This window comes from Streptomyces sp. DSM 106670, assembly GCF_055792845.1.
The window spans coordinates 8,136,971-8,153,401 of sequence record NZ_CM147704.1 but is presented as its reverse complement, the minus strand read 5'-3'; the positions used below and the strand labels follow the sequence as shown (position 1 = coordinate 8,153,401).

Below are 16,431 nucleotides of genomic sequence, written 5' to 3'. Positions count from 1 at the left end.
GCGGAAATTAACTTACAGCGATTCCCTTTCCGCGGCAAATAACTGCGAGTTGCTTTCCGAGGCAAGGGTTGGTGCTAGGATCACGCACATGGCAGCAGACGGCGAACTCCTCCCGGCCGAGTCGGACACCTGGGACTCGATGCTGTCGGTGCTGCTCTGGCTTCCGGCGGCACTGGAGGCGCGCCTCAAGCGGGACGGCCTCTGCCACCACGAGTTCCTGATCCTGTGGTGCCTGACGGAGCACCGGGAGCGCACGCACACCATGAGTTCGCTCGCCGAGCTGTCCCGGGTCACCCCGTCACATCTGTCCCGTCTCGCGTCGCGACTGGAGAAGCACGGCTGGCTCACGCGCGAGCGGGACCCTTCCGACGCCCGCGTCACCATCGCCTCCGTGACCGAGGCGGGATCGGCAAAGTACGCCGAGACGGCGCCGGGCTACCACGCGACCCTGCGTGAACACCTCTTCGACCGGCTGACCGAGGAGCAGGTCGCACAGCTCGGCGGAATCACGGCGACGGTCGCCCGGTCGCTGGCCCGATGAGGGTGACGGTCCACACCGTCACGCCCTGACGGGCGACTCGGCCGCCCCGCCCGGCCACTTCAGCACTGCCACGATCACGCCCCCTCTCCCCGCGTGCGGCTGCGCGACGATCGCCCTCGGCGCCGACCTCGGCAGCCGCAGGTAGCACCGGCCTGCCCGGACAGGGGCGCCGCACCCGCGAGGATCGGGCCGCCGGGCCCCGCCCACCCCTCGCCGGCCAAGCACATCAAGCGCATCAGGCACCACCGCGAGCACCGCACGAGTGTGCACGGTAACGCACGGCGACCACCTACCGAACACGTACACGGCACTACAGTTTGTTGCGTGTTGCATTACCGACCAGATGGTCCGTACGCTCGTAGGTAACCCATCCCCGCCCTCGTATCAGGAGTGTTCATGCCTGGCCCCCCTCCCAAGGCCACGGCCAAGACCTGGACCGGTCTCGCCGTACTCGTCCTGCCCCTGTTGCTGATCACCATCGACGGCACCGTCCTGATCATGGCGCTGCCGGAGATCTCGGCCGACATGAGCCCCTCGGGCACGCAGCAGCTGTGGATGATCGACACCTACTCACTCGTGCTCGCCGGTCTGCTTGTGGCGATGAGCTCCCTGGGTGAACGGTTCGGGCGGCGGCGGAACCTGCTCATCGGAGCCGTCCTCTTCGCGCTCGCCTCGGTGCTCGGCGCCCTGGCGACCGAGCCCTGGATGCTGATCGCCGCCCGCGCTCTCCTGGGCGTCGGGGGCGCGATCATGATGCCCTCGACCTTGTCGCTGGCCCGCAACATGTTCCTGGACCGGCAGCAGCGCCGTTACGCGATGGCCGTGTGGGCGGCGATGGCCTCGGTCGGCGGAGCCGCGGGGCCGATCGTCGGCGGCTGGATCATCGAGACGTTCAGCTGGCAGGCCGCGTTCCTGATGAACATCCCCGTGATGCTGCTCCTCCTCGTCCTCGGTCCGCTCCTGCTGCCCGAGAGCCGCAACCCCGACCTGCACAGGATCGACATCCCCAGCGTCGCGCTCTCCTTCGTCGGGCTGATCGGCGTGGTGTACAGCATCAAGACCCTCACCGGAGGCAAAGACGTCGGCCTCGGACTCACGGCCCTCGCCATCGGCCTTCTGGCGATCACGCTGTTCGTCCGGAGGCAACTGCGGCTCCCCACGCCCCTCCTGGACGTCAGGCTGTTCAAGGTGCGGTACTTCCGCGGCGCCGTCATCACGGATCTGCTGGCCATCCTCGCGATGGCCGGAGCTCTGCTGGCGCTCACCCAGCACCTCCAGCTCGTCCTCGGACTCAGCCCGCTCCGGACGTCCTTCTGGCTGATGCCCCAGGCGGTGCTCGCCGCCGGCGCCGCGTTCGTCGGGGCCGCCCTGGTCAAGCGTCATCCGCCCGCCCACGTCATCACCGGCGGGCTTCTGACGACGGCCACCGGGTTCGGGCTGACCGTTTTCCTGGCGCCGACATCGCCCCCGCTTCTCGTCGCGACGATGCTGGGGCTGGTCTCGCTGGGCGCGGGCATGGCCCTGGCCCTGAGCAACGACATCATCATGAGTTCCGTGAGGCCCGAACGCGCCGGACAGGCCGCCGCGACCTCCGAGACCGCGTACGAGGTGGGTACGACGCTCGGCACCGCGGTGCTGGGCGGGTTGCTCGTCTCCTGGTACACCAGGGCTTCCGCCGCCGGAACGGACGCGCTCGGTCTCCCGGCGGACCTGCTCGACCGGGCGTCCTCGACGCTGGCCGAAGCCCTGATCGTGGCCGGGGAGGTCGGCGGCGGCACGGGGAGCCTCGTCCTCGCGGCCGCGAAGGAGGCGTTCACCGAGGCGGCCACGGTGACCGGTATCGCCGGCGCCGGGGTGATGGTCCTCGCCGCGATCTGGGCGCTGGTGACGCTGCGAGGCGTGTCCGCGAACCTGGATCTCGCCGAGGAGCACGAACGTCAGCTCCACTGAGGCGGGTTCAGGAGGGAGCGGGGCACTCCCGCCCGGGCGGGAGTGCCCCGCTCCCTCCTTGCGAGGTCACCGGCCGCCCGGGACATCCAGTACGGCCTTGCCGTGGAGGCGGCGGGAGTTCAGCAGGTCGATGGCCTCGTCCGCGCGGCTCCAGTCGCCGCGCCAGCCGATGTGGGGCGTGAGCACCTTCTCCGCCATCAACCGGGCGAGGTGTTCCAGATCCGGGCCGGGTGCGGGGCCGTCCAGCGAGTGGAACGTGACGATCGCACGGCCGTGCCGGTTCTCGCTGCCGAGAAAGGCGCCCGGCGGGAACGTGACGGGGCGCGAGGTGACGTCGCCGACGGCGACGAGCGTGCCGTGTGCCGCCAGCTTCGCGAAGGAGCGCACCAGTTGCTCGCCGCCGACCGTGTCCACGACGGCGTCCCACTCTCCGTCCGCGTGCTCTGGTCCGTGAACGATCTCGTCCGCGCCCAGGGCCCGGAGGGCGTCCCCGTGGCGGTCCGGATCGCCCGTGGACGCCGTGACCCGGGCGCCCTGGGCGTGGGCGAGCCGCACCGCGAACCGCCCCACCCCGCCCGTCGCGCCGGTGACCAGCACGCGCTTTCCGGACACGGGTCCGCAACGGCGGAGAGCCCGGAGGGCGCTGAGGCCGGCGACGGGGAGTGTGCTTAGGGCACCGGGATCGGTGCCGGGCGGTACGGAGCCCAGTGCCCCGGTGTCCACGGCACGGAGTTCGGCCCATCCGCCGTCCGCGCCGATGGTGAGCACCGGAGTGCCGACGGGCGGGCCGGACCCGTCGGCGGCGGCCACTTCCACCAGCCCGGCCGCGTCCCAGCCGAGAACGGTGCCTGGCGCCGCTGTCGCGATGCCGTGGCTCACCTCGCCGAAGTTGAGGGAGGTGGCGGCCACCCGTACCAACGCCTGGTGGGGCGCCGGCCGGGGTGGTTCCGCTTCACCGAGACGGATACCGCGGGGCGTTGAGCGATCGACGATCAGGGCTCGCACGGCGGAACAGACCTCCTCGGGTGTCCGGTGATGCGGCGGGCGTCACAGCCCGAAGCGCGCGTGCTGCGTCTCCGGCACCAGGTCGGTGTACTCCGGGTGCTTGCGGAGCCAGCCGCGGATGAAGGGGCAGAAGGGAAGCACGGTGAGCTCCTGCTTCCTGGCCTCGTCGAGGACCGAGCGGGCCAGCGTGCCCCCGAGGCCTCGGCCCCCGAAGCGCGGGTCGATCTCCGTGTGGAGGAAGGCGATCTCGTCCCGGAATCGGTGATATTCGACGAATCCGGCCCGCTCATCGCCGTCGAAGATCTCGTAACGCGACTCATCGGGGTTGTCCGCAACGCGAGTTCCCATGGTTCCCTCCTCGGGATGACTGCCGAACCTCTGCCTCTCCGGCGAGGGGCAGAGACCTACCGGGAAAGCCAATCACCCATATAGTTGATGAGTCAACCGCTTCAGTCGCTGACCTTGCTGCGGGACTGGTACAGCAGGTCCTGGTAGTCGGGATGCCGGGCGATCCAGCCCGCGAAGAAGGGGCAGGTGGCCAGCACCCGCAGGTTCGCCGCGCGCGCCTCGTCGAGGGCGGCCCGGGCCAGCGCCGACCCGACCCCTCTGCCCTCGTACGCCGGCTCGACCTCGGTGTGCACGAACGCGACGAGCTCCGCCGTACGGATGTACTGCGCGATGCCCGCCGGCTTGGACTCGCCGTCGACGTACGCCTCATAGCGGTTCGCCCCGGGCACGTCGCTCACTTCGACCGCCATGTTTCCTCCTTGAACACCTGCTCGCCACCGGCTCGACGGATACCCGTCGACCGTCACCTCACCTTAACCCCGGGAGGTTGACGCATCAACATAAGGTCGGTCCGGGGCTGTCGCTCTTGCGACATGTCCCACCTGCGTCACGGGATTCGCATGACACCCCTTCGGCCATCAGCACATTCTGGCCCGGCACGCAGTTACGTCGATCAAGAGGAAAGGCTGCACCTGATGAGACGGTTGCGCCTGTTGGCGGCCATATCAGCTGGTCTCGCGCTCGCCGCCGGCGCCGTGGTCCCCCTGCCCGCGAGTGCGGAAGCGCCCCGAGGGACGGCCGGCGCGCCCCCCGAACCGGGCGACGCGGCGACGGTGCGGCTGATCACGGGCGACCGGGTGGCGCTCACCCGCGGCCCGGACGGCCGCCAGGCGGCGTCCGTGACACCGGGCCCCGGGCGGAAGGGGCTGCTCTTCCGGACCCTGGAGCAGGACGGTCACATCACGGTCCTGCCGTCCGACGCCGACCCGCTGGTGGCGGCCGGGCAGCTGGACCGCGGCCTCTTCGACGTGACGGCGCTCCTCGCGCAGCAGTACGACACGGAGCACACCGACGCCCTCCCGCTGATCGTGGAGCAGGCCGACGGAATGACCGCCTCGTCGCTGAACGAACTGACCGGGCTGGCCGAGCAGTCGTCCGTGCGCAGGCTCGACAGCATCGACGCACACGCGCTGCGCGTCGACAACGCCGATCTCGGCCGGTTCTGGAAGACGTTGGTCTCCGCCGACGGACAGCGTACGAAGGCCGCCGACGCGCCGCGCGTGTGGCTGGACGGCCGGGTGAGCGCGTCCCTCGACCGCAGCACGGCCCAGATCGGCGCCCCGGACGTGTGGTCGGCCGGGTATCGCGGCGACGGGGTCAAGGTGGCCGTACTGGACACCGGAGCCGACCAGAACCATCCGGATCTGGCCGGCCGGGTGGCGGCGGCCAAGGACTTCTCCGGCAGCAGCGGCACCGGGGACATGTTCGGGCACGGCACCCACGTGGCGTCCGTCGTCGGCGGCAGTGGTGTCGCCTCGGGGTCCGGCAGCACCCGCCGCGGCGTGGCGCCCGGCGCGCGGCTGCTGGTCGGCAAGGTGCTCGGGGACGACGGTTTCGGCAGTTCGTCGCAGGTCATCGCGGGCATGGAATGGGCGGTGGAGCAGGGCGCGGATGTCGTCAACATGAGTCTCGGCTCGTCGGGCGCCAGCGACGGGACCGACCCGATGAGCCTGGCCCTCAACGACCTCAGCCGGCGCTCCGGCGTTCTGTTCGTCGTGGCGGCCGGCAACGACGGCGAGCAGGGCCCGCGGACGGTCGGCTCGCCCGGCGCCGCGGACGCGGCCCTGACGGTCGGCGCGGTGGACCGGGACGACTCGCTCGCCCCGTTCTCCAGCCGTGGTCCGCGCCCGGGTGACGAGGCGGTCAAGCCGGATGTGACGGCTCCCGGCGTGGGGATCGTGGCCGCGCGCGCGGCCGGCACCACCATGGGCACTCCGGTGGACGAGCACTACGTCGCCGCCTCCGGCACCTCCATGGCGACTCCTCATGTGGCGGGCGCGGCCGCGCTGCTGGCCCAGCGGCATCCGAAGTGGACCGCCGCCCAGCTCAAGGACGCGCTGATCAGCTCCGCGGTGACCGTCGCCGGTCAGAAGGTGACGGAGCAGGGCAGCGGGCGGATCGACGCCCGCGCCGCCGTGCTCGGCGCGGTGAGCGCCACCGGAACCCTGGCCCTGGGGCCCTTCACGTCCAAGGCGACCGAACCCGGTCTCTCCCGGCTCCGCTACACCAACTCCTCCGGCAAGGACGTCCAGCTGAGTCTGGCCGTGGAGCTGGCCACGGAAGCCGGCCGGAAGCCCGCTGCCGGATCGGTGCGTCTCAGCGCCGACTCCGTACGGATTCCGGCGAACTCGTCCGCCGAGGCCCTCCTGACCGTCGACCCGGCCCGGGTGGGGCAGGGCAAGTTCTACGGCTATGTCACCGCCAGCGCCTCCGACGGCACGGTGCTCGCGCGGACCACGGTGAGCGTCCTCGTCAAGGGGCCGACCCACCGGATCACCCTGAAGACCATCGACAAGGACGGCAAGCGGGTCGGTGACCTGCCCACCATCTGGGGGGCCGACGGTTTCGTCGGGTACACCGACCCCGCCGCGGCGGCCACCCTGGTCGAGGAGGGTGTCTACCAGGTCAACACCAGTTGGCTGGACACGTCGGACGACGGCGAGGAGCTGCGCCACGCGGTGATCCCGGAGGTGAAGGTCACCAAGGACATGACCGTCACCCTGGACGCCCGGACCACCGTGCCGGTCGAGATCCGCACACCCCGGCCCGCCGAGCAGCGCGGCATCCTGAGCTACCAGACGTACCGGGAGATCGGAGGCCGGGGGCTGACGCAGGGCACGATGTACTTCGACATCGCCAAACGGCTGTACATCAGCCCGACCGCCCGGGTCACCGAGGGCACGTTCGAGTTCGCCTCCCGCTGGCAGCTCGTCGCCCCGCTCCTCAAGGCGAAGGTGAAGGCGAAGAAGAAGCAGGCCGGCCTGGGCGCCTACTACCTTCCGATGTCGCCTCTCCTTTCCGAGTCCGGCGAAACCCTGAGCGCGGTCGACGCGGGTACCGCGAACAAGCCCGTGTTCACCAAGGTCCGCGGCCGGATCGCGGTCGTCGACAACGCCGCGGGGGAGAACGAGAAGGATTTCGTCGACCGTGCCGCCAAGGCCGGCGCCCGAGCGGTGCTGGTGGTCCACCTCAACGACAACAGCTGGACCCGCTGGCAGCCGATGGGCGAGCGCTGGGCCGTGCCCACGATACGGATCGGCGCGTCGGAGGGGGCCGAACTGCTGGCCCGTATCGCCCGCGGCTCGACCTCGCTGGAATTCTCCGGCACCGCCCGCAGCCCCTACCTCTACGACGTGATGCAGGTGGCGCGGCAGCAGGTGCCGCGGAAGGTGGTGCACACGGTGTCCGCGTCCAACAGCGCGGTTGTTCCCACCACATACGCGGACAACGGTGTCAGCGGCTGGGCCAGTGAGCAGCGCTTCGGCTGGCGGCCCTACCAGCAGACGGCCTGGAACCAGTACACACGGTTCGTCCCCCTGGGGTTCGCCCGCACCGAGTACGTGAGCGCCGACGACACCGTATGGCAGCACCGGGTGCACCACACGACGACCTTCTTCGTGGACGAGCCGCTCGTCCACGGCATGCTCGACCAGCCGCGCACCTTCCGGGCCGGCCACCGGCCCTCGGAGACCTGGCAGGGCGCGATCGTGCGGCCCTCCATTCCGGTCGGCACCTCCACCCCGACCGTGCGCGAGGGAAACCTGCTGCGTCTGAGGATTCCGGAGTTCACCGACTCGCAGCCCGGACACTGGTCGCGCAGGAGTGCCGGCGACGGTCTCGGCGAGGTCCCGCAGGGCGATCTCGCGAGCGCGGTCCTGTACCGCGACGGCGAGAAGGTGGCCGGGGTGAGCAGTGCCTGGCAGGACATCAGCGTTCCGGACGCACCCGCCCGTTACCGGCTGGATCTGTCGACGGCGCGCGAATCGGAGGACTGGAAGGCGGGTGTGTCGACCGATACGTCCTGGTCGTTCCGTTCGGGCCACAGCAAGGAGACCACGCCGCTCCCCCTGCTCCAACTGGACTACGACGTACCGGTCGACGCCCGCAATGTGGTGGACGGCGGACGGCCGCACCACATCGATGTGAAGGTCCGCGCGCAGAAGGGCCTCGCCGCTCCGCGTGGCGTCACCCTCCGCGTCGAGGCCTCGTACGACGACGGACGGACCTGGACCACCGCGCGCACCAAGGCTCATGGCGACCTCGGCTTCCGGGCCGAGCTCACGACGCCGGCACAGCGCCGGACATGGGTCACGCTCCGCGTCACGGCGAGCGACAGCGCGGGCAGCACCGTGCGGCAGACGGTGCGACGCGCCTACGCCGTACACCGGTAGCCCCGGCGCGGGACGTACGGGGGTGTGCGAGCGGCGTCGTGCACCCCCGGTCCCGCCTCCAGCCACGTAGTACGCTATTCAACAATATGACCCAGGTCTCGGGGAGGGCATGCGCCATGCTGGAGATTGCGGGACTCTCCCCCGACGAGGAGTCCGTCTACGGGCTCCTCGTCGCATCCGGCCGGGCGAGCGCGTCCGATCTCGCGGAGCGCGCGGGGCTGACGGCGGCGCGCACCGGAGAAGTCCTCCGGGCGCTCACCGCGAAGGGACTCGCCAGCCCGACCGACGGCACCCCGCACCTCTATATGGCAGCCGCCCCGGACGCGGCCCTGCTGCCGCGGATCAGGCACAGCGCCGACGCCCTCGACATCGCCCGGCGCGAGGCCGCGCGGCTGATGGACTCCTACCGCGAGACGATGCGTCGCCGCGATGCCGGCCAGCTCCTCGAGGTCATCACCGGGGCCGAGGCGCTGCGTCACTGCTTGCGGCAGCTTCAGAAGGGCGCGCAGGACGAGATGCTCTGGTTCTGCAAGGCGCAGTACGTGGCCATGCCCTCGGGAAGCAACAGGGACGAGTTCGACGCACTGGCCCGCGGCGTCCGCTACCGGGTGCTGTACGAGAAGGCGTTCTTCGACGACGAGGACGCGGTGAGCAACGTGATGGCGGGCGTGCAGGCCGGTGAGGTCGCTCGCGCCGTGCCGCAACTGCCGCTGCGCCTGGCGATCGTGGATCGCGCCGTCGCGGTGTTCCCGCTCGTCAGCGGCGGACCGCACGGCAGCCCGGAGGAGCCCACGACGGCGCTGGTCAGGGACAGCAATCTGCTGGCGGCCCTCATCGCGCTCTTCGAGCGTTACTGGGAGGACGCGGTACCGCTCGACATCGACGACACGGGCCGGCCGGCCGATGACGGCGCCCTCCCGCCCGACGTCCTCTCCCCCACGGATCGCCGGCTGCTGTCGCTGCTGGTGGCGGGGGTCAGTGACAAGACGATCGCGTCGCAGATGCAGCTGAGCCGTCGTACCGTCCAGCGCCGGATCCAGAGTCTGATGGAACGCTCCGACGCCGCGACCCGCATGCAGCTCGCCTGGCACGCGGCGCGCCACGGATGGCTGTAGAGGGCGTCGGTCCGCGGCTGCTTCAGTCGTCGGTGAGCCAGCCGCGTTCGCGCAGTGCCTCGACGAAGCGGGCGTGAGCGTCCTCCAGCGCGGGGCGTTCCGCCGGCACCGGTTCGACGAGCGCTCCCGTGCGCACCATGGCGGCGGCGCTCGCCGTGAGGTCCTCGTGGAGCGTGCCGGTCGCGGCGAGGAGTGCGGCCCCGAACGCCGTCTCCGCGCGCTCGACGACCCGGACCGGGCGGTTCAGAACGGTGGCGCGGATCGCCGTCCACACCGCGCTGCGGCTGCCTCCGCCGGCCGCGTACAGAGGGCCGAGTACCGGGACGCCGAGACGCTCGATCCGGTCCAGGGCCAGGCGTTCCACGAACGCCACTCCTTCGAGTGCGGCGCGGTGGGCGTCCGTCTCGTCGCGGGGGCGGCCCCGTTCGAAGCCGCGTGCCGCACCGGAGACGAAGGGGAACCGTTCGCCCTCGCGGCACAGCGGGTAGCGCACGTACGAGGCCGGGCCCCGGGCCGCCGCCGCGGCGTCCAGCGTGGGCAGGCGGGCCGGAGCGGTTCGGGCCAGGCACTCGCCTCCGGTGTTGGACGCCCCGCCCGGGAGCCACCAGCCGTCGGGGTGGCGATGGCTGTAGAACGCACCCGTCGGATCACGCACCAGGTCCGCGGAGACCCCCTTGAGGACGTACGTGGTGCCGAGCACGCCCACGAACCGGCCCGGCTCGACCGCCCCGGTGGCGATCTGGCCCGCACAGCCGTCCGTCATTCCGAGGCGTACGGAACACCCTTCGGGCAGCCCCGTGGCCTCGGCCGCTTCCGGGCCGACGACTCCGGCCTCGGTGCCGGGGGCGCGTACGGCGGGGAGCAGGTCGAGCGGGAAGTCGAGGGCGTCGAAGACCTCGTGCGCCCACTCCGAACCGCGGGCGTCGTAGCCGGACTTGAGCGCGTGGCTCCAGTCCGTGGCGACCGGGTGGCCCGTCAGCCCGCGCCCGATGAGGTCGGGTGTGTGCAGGACCTGGTGCAGAGCGGAGCCGTAGGTACGGCGGCACCAGACGGCTCGGCCGAGCGCCGCGGTGGGGCCCATGGACAGGCCGAGCGCGTTCCAGCGGGCGCTGCCCGTCCGCTGGGCCTCGGCGTTGAGGCCGGCGGCTCGCCGGTCGTCGTACATGAGGGCCGGGCCGATCGGTTCGCCGCCGGCCCCGGTGGGCACGATGGTGCCGGATGTGGCGGACACGGCCACCGCGATCACCTCGCGGCCGCCCCGGGGCAGTGCGGCCGTGGTGCGGCGCAGTGCCGACCGTACGGCGGGCCACCACGAACGGGCGTCCTGCTCGCTCGTTCCCGTACCCGTCCCCGGAGTAGTGCGTACGGGGGACGGCAGATCGGCCCGGGCTTCGGCGAGCACCTGCCCCTGTCCGTCGACGCACAGGACGCGGACGGACGCGGTCGCCACATCGATGCCGATCACGGCCGGAGCGTGGGGGCCGGTGCTGCGGGAGTCACTGCTCATGGCTGAAAGCGTCCTTCCCCGGCGGGACCAGGCTCATCCGCCCACCCTCCGCATGGGTGGTCCTGTGTGAAATTAACACGCCTTCCATCACCGGGAGGGCGGCTTCACGGAGCGACGGTCGCCACCGTCACCCGCGTGCGTTCGCGGAGTTTGCCGAGCAGTTCGGCGTCCGCGCCGTCGTCCACGACCAGGTGGTCCAGGTCGGCGACGGGCCCCACCCGGTGCAGCGCGGTCCGGGCGAGCTTGGTGTGGTCCATGAGCATCACCTTCGTCGCCGCCGACGTCAGCATCGCCCGTTTGACCAGCACCACGTCCTGCTCCTGGTGGTAGGCCGACCTGGCGTCGAGGGCGGAGGTGGAGACGGCGACGAGGTCGACCGAGAGCGCCTCCACCGCCTCGACGCAGGGCATCCCGAGGAAGGAATCGTGGGTGCGCGAATACTCGCCGCCCAGGGCGATCAGGCGGATGCCTTCACGGTCGGTGAAGACGTCGAGCACCCGGCGGGCGTTGGTGACCACGGTGAGCGGCCCGAGGTCGACCAGCAGGCCGGCCATGACCAGCACCGTGGTGGAGTCGTCGAGCATCACCGACATGCCGGGCTCGACCAGTTCTGCGGCGGCGCGCGCGACGGCGTTCTTCTCCGCCGTGTTGACGCCGAGCCGGTAGTCGAGGCTCGACTCGAACACCGTCGAGGGCAGGGCCGACGCGCCGCCGCGGAAGCGTCGCAGCACCCCTTGCCGCGCGAGGTCGTCGAGGTCGCGGTGGACGGTCATCAGGCTGACGCCCGTGAGCTGCGCGAGGGCGGCGCCGGTGACCGTGCCCTGTTCCACGACATGGTCGGCGATGAGCCGTCGGCGTTCTTCGGCGGATCTCTTGGTCATGGGCGTCAGTCTCCCGCAGGACTCGGGCCGGGCGCGGGGGCGGGGTGCGCGGTGGTGGGGACGTTGAGCGAGCGCAGCGCCGTGTCCGTGCCGTGGATCTCGATCTCCGTGACCGCCCCGTTGTCCAGACGCGGGAAGATCCGCCGGTAGTGCCCGAGGGGCAGTCCGAGGAGCTCGCACAGGGCGATGCGCAGCAGGGTGTTGTGGGCGACGACGAGCACCCTGTCGCCCTGGTGACGGTGTGCGAGGTCGCGGAGGGCTCCGGTCGCCCGTGCCGCTGCCCGGGCGACGGGCTCGGAGCTGGGGAAGGCGCCGGCGTCGGCGTCCTCGCGGAAGCGCCGTACGGCTTCGGGGTCCTCCTCGGCCATCTCCTGGACGGTCCGGCCCTCGCCCCAGCCGAAGTCCACCTCCCGCAGGCCCTCCTGGACGTCGACCGTCAGGCCCAGCGCCGCCGCCGCGGGGGCCGCTGTCCGGCGGGCGCGGCCGAGCGGGGAGCAGGCGATCGCGTCCACGCCGTTGCGGGCGGCCCAGGATCCGAGGTCGGCGGCCTGGGCCGCGCCTCGGGGCGTCAGGGCGATGTCGGTGATGCCGGCGTACCGGTTCTCCGCGTGCCACTCGGTCTCGCCGTGCCGTACGAGCAGGAGACGAGAGGTCATCGAGACCGCCCTTTCGAGATCGAGGCCGTGGCCCGTGCGCGCCGTACACGCCGAGTGCGCCGGGCGCATTGCCCGCTCACGCGGCCGCTGTTAAATTTAACAGACTTTCCACAGCCCAGGACCGGCCCGTCGCGCCCCGGATCACGCTCCGACCTGCTCGCCAACGTCTTCCCACCGGCTCTCCTCGCAGAAGGAATCCGACGTCATGCGCATCCTCGCCGCAGGCGACCACTTCGTCCGTCCCGCGCTGATTCGCGCGGCAGTGATTCAGGAGCTGTCCCGCACGGGCGGGGAGCCACCGGAGTTCGCGGAGCTGACCCTCCCCTGGCCCCATGAGCCCTTCGGTCCGGTCGCCGGGGTCCAGGAGGCGAGCGGCACGGAGGACGAGCTCGTCGAGGCGCTGGCCGGGGCGTCCGTCTGTGTGACGCAGATGGCCCCGTTCACCGAGCGGGTGTTCGCCGCGTCGCCCGCGTTGCGTCTGGTCGCCGTCTCGCGGGGCGGACCGGTGAATGTGGACCTGGCCGCCGCCACCCGCCACGGGGTCCGGGTCAGCTTCGCCCCCGGCCGTAACGCCCCCGCGGCCGCGGAGTTCGCCGTGGGGCTGATGCTGGCGGCGATGCGGCGTATCGGCACGGCCGACGCGGAGCTCAAGCGGGGCGTGTGGCGGGGCGATCTGTACGCGTACGAGGAGAGCGGCGGCGAGCTCGGCGGGGCCACGGTCGGGCTCGTGGGGTACGGCGCCATCGGCCGCATCGTGGCCCGGGTGATGCGTGCCTTCGGCGCCCGGGTGCTCGCGGCCGACCCGTACGCCGATCGTGCCGCGGTCGAGGCGGACGGGGTCGAACTCGTCGAGCTGGACGCTCTCCTGAGCCGGAGTTCGGTGGTGAGCCTGCATGCCCGTCTGACCGAGGAGACCCGCCATCTGCTCGACGCCCGCCGTCTCGGGCTGCTGCCGCACGGCGCGGTCCTGGTGAACTCCGCCCGCGGTGGACTGCTCGACCACGCGCCGTTGCCGGAGCTGCTGCGCAGCGGCAGTCTGGGGGCGCTCGCCCTCGATGTGTACGACATCGAGCCCATTCCCGCCGACTGGGCGCTGCGGGACGTACCGAACGTGATCACCACGCCCCATCTGGCGGGCGCCACCCGGCAGACGGCTCACCGTGCGGCGGACATCACCGCCGCCGAGGTCGGCCGCTTCCTGCGGGGGGAGAAGCTGGCGCACCTCGCCAACCGGGACGTCCTGGCGACCGGCCGGCCCTGACCGCCGCCATCGACGCCGCCCGGGACCCATCGGCCCGCACAGGAGGTATCAGGCGTGAGCACGATCATCGGCGTGGACATCGGTACGTCGGTCACCAAGGCCGTGGCGTTCGACGGGACCGGCGACGGCCTGGCCTCCGCGAGCCGGCGCTCGCATGTGGAGATGTTGCCGGGCGGGCGGGTGGAGCAGGATCTCGACGAGGTCGTGGCCGGTGTCGTCGATGTCGTTCGCGAGGTCGCCGCCGCGATCGGCCGTACGCCGGACGCCGTGGCGCTCACCGGGCAGGGTGACGGTCTGTGGCTGCGGGACGCCGAGGGCCGTGCGGTGCGGCCCGCCATCTCCTGGATGGACGCACGGGCCTCGGACCTGGTGACCCGGTGGCTGGCGGACGGCACGATCGCCGCCGCCCACGCGCACACCGGCTCCGGCATGTTCCCGGGGTGCCACGGCCCGCTGCTGAACTGGCTCCAGGAGCACGAGCCGGAGGTGCTGGACCGGGCCGCCGTCGCGGGGTACTGCGTGGACGCGGTCGCCCAGCGGCTGACCGGCCGGGTGTGTCTCGACGCCTCCGACGCGACGCTGCCGTTCCTGGACCCGCGTACCCGCCGCTACGCACCTGAGGCGCTGGCCGCGTGCGGTGTCGAGGGGCGGGCGGGGCTGCTGCCGTCTCCCGCCGCTCCCGGGACGGTGCTCGGGCTGGACGGTCGTGGCGCCGGGCTGCTGGGGCTGCCCGAGGGGCTGCCGGTGGTGGCGGGGCCGTACGATCTGCCGGCCTGCGCGATCGGCAGCGGGGTGCGCGAGGTGGGGGACGGGGTTCTCATCCTCGGCACGACCCTCGCCAGCCAGGTGCTGACCGACCGGGTCGACCTCGATCCGCTCGCCGAGCCCGCCGGTATGTGGCTGTGCACGCCCGACCCGGGCCGGTGGCTGCGTGCCATGCCCGCCATGGTGGGGACGGCGGCGCTGGAGTGGGTGCTGGCCCTCGTCGGCGCGACCACGGGCGACGTCGACGCGCTGCTCACCGACAGCCCGCCCGGCGCCCGGGGCGTCCGCGCCTTCCCCTTCCTGTCCGAGGCGGGCGAACGGGCCCCGTTCGTCGAGCCGTCGGCGCAGGGCAGGCTCGACGGGCTCAGCCTGGCGACCGGCCGGGCGGACGCGGTGCGGGCCGTCTGTGAGGCCATCGGGTACGCGGCCCGGCACTGCCTGGACGCGGCGGGGCTGAGCGGCACGCTCGCGCTGTGCGGCGGCGGCACGCGATCGGTGATGTGGGCCCGGCTGATCGCCGACGTCCTCGGCCGTCCCGTCCGCATTCCGCTGGAGGAGCAGGTCGGGGCGCTCGGTGTGGTGTCGGTCGCCAGGGCCTCGATCTCCCCCGGGTACGAGGCGCCGCCCGGGCGCCATCAGGTGGTCGACCCGCGTGCGGACGTACGGGCGCTGTACGAGGACGGATACGAGCGGTACCGCGCCGAGTTGGCGACGGCCCGGACCATGTGGGCAGCACCCGTGCGGGTACCCGTACGCCGCTGAAGAACTCAACCGCCCTGTTATTTATGACATGACCATTGACACTAATAACATCTCCGCTGTTAATTTGACGCGAAGGAGGGCTCTCCGCCTCAGGACAGAGGAGATTCCAGTGAAGCAACGCTCTGTCAGATCTCTTGCAGCGGCCTTGTCCGCGATGACGGTGATCGCCTCCGCCGCTGCCTGTACGACAAAAGCGCCGAGCGGTTCGGACGGCAGGTCGTCAAAGAACGCGAAGATCGCCTTTCTGATGCCCGATATCGCCTCCACCCGCTACGAGTTGTACGACGCGCCACTCTTCAAGGCCAAGGTGAGAGATCTCTGCGGCGGCTGCGAGGTGCTGTACCAGAACGCGGGGGGCGATGCCGCGAAGCAACAGCAGCAGGCCGACTCCGCTCTCGCGCAGGGCGCCGATGTCATCGTGATCGATCCGGTGGACTCCGCCGCGGCGGCGAGCACCGTCCGTACGGCACAGGGACGAGGGGTTCCCGTGATCGCGTACGACCGGCCGATCCCGGCGGTCAAGGCGGACTACTACGTCTCCTTCGACAACGAGAAGATCGGCGCCATGATCGGCGCGTCCCTGGTGGAGCACCTGAAGGCCACGAAAGCCGAGGGCGGTCTCCTCCAGGTCAACGGGTCACCGACCGACGCGGCGGCGGGCCTGATCAAGAAGGGCATCCACAGCGCGGTCGATTCCAGCGGATTCGATCTGCTCGCCGAGTACGACACCCCGGCCTGGGAACCGGGCAAGGCGCAGAGCTGGGTCAGCGGCCAGATCAGCAAGTTCCCGGGGAAGATCGCCGGTGTGGTGGCCGCCAACGACGGAACGGGCGGCGGTTCCATCGCCGCGTTCAAGGCGGCCGGGGCGACCGTGCCGCCGGTGACGGGGAACGACGCCGAACTCGCCGCCGCGCAGCGGATCGTCAAGGGCGATCAGTACAACACCATCTCCAAGCCCATCAAGATCGTCGCGGAAGCGGCGGCGACCGCGGCCTATGCCTTCGCCCAGGGGAAGAAGCCCCGGGGTGACACGACGCTCTTCGGCACCCCCTCCGAACTCTTCACCCCGACCGTGGTCACCCGGAAGAACATCGCGGAGGTTCTGGTGGGCGACGGGAAGCCGCTGAAGACCGCCGAGGTGTGCACGGCGACGTACGCGGCCGCCTGCGCCGAGGCGGGTGTCACGTAGACGCGAGAACGGACGACTCCGCGCCACCTCCTCTGCCCCGCCCGCCTCGGAAGGTCGGTC

Annotated in this window: 13 protein-coding genes; 7 read left to right on the top strand and 6 right to left on the bottom strand. The window is 71.6% G+C overall.

Annotated features, from left to right (window positions below; translation table 11 throughout):
* Positions 1–88 precede the first annotated feature (88 nt).
* Positions 89–541 (top strand): MarR family winged helix-turn-helix transcriptional regulator, encoded by a 453-nt coding sequence (locus ACSMXR_RS35900; protein ID WP_137233076.1) that lies wholly within the window; start codon positions 89–91, stop codon positions 539–541.
* Between the two features lie 396 nt (positions 542–937).
* Positions 938–2,491 carry an MFS transporter gene (locus tag ACSMXR_RS35895; RefSeq protein ID WP_473170857.1) on the top strand — a complete coding sequence of 518 codons (1,554 nt, stop codon included), beginning with the start codon at positions 938–940 and terminating at the stop codon, positions 2,489–2,491.
* Between the two features lie 66 nt (positions 2,492–2,557).
* Here ACSMXR_RS35895 and ACSMXR_RS35890 read toward each other — a convergent pair whose 3' ends face one another.
* The 3 genes from ACSMXR_RS35890 to ACSMXR_RS35880 all read right to left on the bottom strand — a co-directional run bounded on the left by ACSMXR_RS35890 (position 2,558) and on the right by ACSMXR_RS35880 (position 4,254).
* A complete protein-coding gene (locus ACSMXR_RS35890; RefSeq protein ID WP_137233078.1) occupies positions 2,558–3,496 on the bottom strand; it encodes a zinc-binding dehydrogenase in 939 nt (312 codons plus the stop codon).
* A gap of 42 nt (positions 3,497–3,538) precedes the next feature.
* Complete coding sequence (locus ACSMXR_RS35885) at positions 3,539–3,844, bottom strand: GNAT family N-acetyltransferase (RefSeq protein ID WP_137233079.1); 306 nt, start codon at positions 3,842–3,844, stop codon at positions 3,539–3,541.
* Between the two features lie 101 nt (positions 3,845–3,945).
* On the bottom strand, positions 3,946–4,254 hold the full coding sequence (locus ACSMXR_RS35880) for a GNAT family N-acetyltransferase (protein ID WP_103512629.1): 309 nt from the start codon (positions 4,252–4,254) through the stop codon (positions 3,946–3,948).
* 225 nt (positions 4,255–4,479) lie between these two features.
* Between ACSMXR_RS35880 and ACSMXR_RS35875 the strand changes: the two genes are divergently transcribed.
* Positions 4,480–8,235: a S8 family serine peptidase gene (locus ACSMXR_RS35875; RefSeq protein WP_473170856.1), complete on the top strand. Its 3,756-nt coding sequence runs from the start codon at positions 4,480–4,482 to the stop codon at positions 8,233–8,235.
* A gap of 116 nt (positions 8,236–8,351) precedes the next feature.
* Positions 8,352–9,350 (top strand): helix-turn-helix transcriptional regulator, encoded by a 999-nt coding sequence (locus ACSMXR_RS35870; RefSeq protein ID WP_364891459.1) that lies wholly within the window; start codon positions 8,352–8,354, stop codon positions 9,348–9,350.
* A 22-nt stretch (positions 9,351–9,372) separates the two neighbouring features.
* On the opposite strand, the gene ACSMXR_RS35865 is transcribed toward ACSMXR_RS35870, so the two are convergent.
* The 3 genes from ACSMXR_RS35865 to ACSMXR_RS35855 form a co-directional block, all read right to left on the bottom strand.
* Positions 9,373–10,857 carry an FGGY-family carbohydrate kinase gene (locus ACSMXR_RS35865; protein WP_473170855.1) on the bottom strand — a complete coding sequence of 495 codons (1,485 nt, stop codon included), beginning with the start codon at positions 10,855–10,857 and terminating at the stop codon, positions 9,373–9,375.
* Positions 10,858–10,961: 104 nt separating this feature from the next.
* Positions 10,962–11,738, bottom strand: coding sequence for a DeoR/GlpR family DNA-binding transcription regulator (locus ACSMXR_RS35860; RefSeq protein ID WP_473170854.1), 777 nt, complete (start codon positions 11,736–11,738; stop codon positions 10,962–10,964).
* A gap of 5 nt (positions 11,739–11,743) precedes the next feature.
* Positions 11,744–12,394 (bottom strand): histidine phosphatase family protein, encoded by a 651-nt coding sequence (locus tag ACSMXR_RS35855; RefSeq protein WP_473170853.1) that lies wholly within the window; start codon positions 12,392–12,394, stop codon positions 11,744–11,746.
* 205 nt (positions 12,395–12,599) lie between these two features.
* Between ACSMXR_RS35855 and ACSMXR_RS35850 the strand changes: the two genes are divergently transcribed.
* The 3 genes from ACSMXR_RS35850 (at position 12,600) to ACSMXR_RS35840 (ending at position 16,371) form a co-directional block, all read left to right on the top strand.
* The gene (locus ACSMXR_RS35850) at positions 12,600–13,655 is read left to right on the top strand and encodes a 2-hydroxyacid dehydrogenase (protein ID WP_218527279.1); all 1,056 of its coding nucleotides are present in this window, start codon (positions 12,600–12,602) and stop codon (positions 13,653–13,655) included.
* Positions 13,656–13,709: 54 nt separating this feature from the next.
* Positions 13,710–15,182, top strand: coding sequence for an FGGY family carbohydrate kinase (locus ACSMXR_RS35845; protein WP_473170852.1), 1,473 nt, complete (start codon positions 13,710–13,712; stop codon positions 15,180–15,182).
* A 109-nt stretch (positions 15,183–15,291) separates the two neighbouring features.
* Entirely contained in the window at positions 15,292–16,371 is a 1,080-nt protein-coding gene (locus ACSMXR_RS35840) for a substrate-binding domain-containing protein (RefSeq protein ID WP_473170851.1), read from the top strand.
* Positions 16,372–16,431 lie beyond the last annotated feature (60 nt).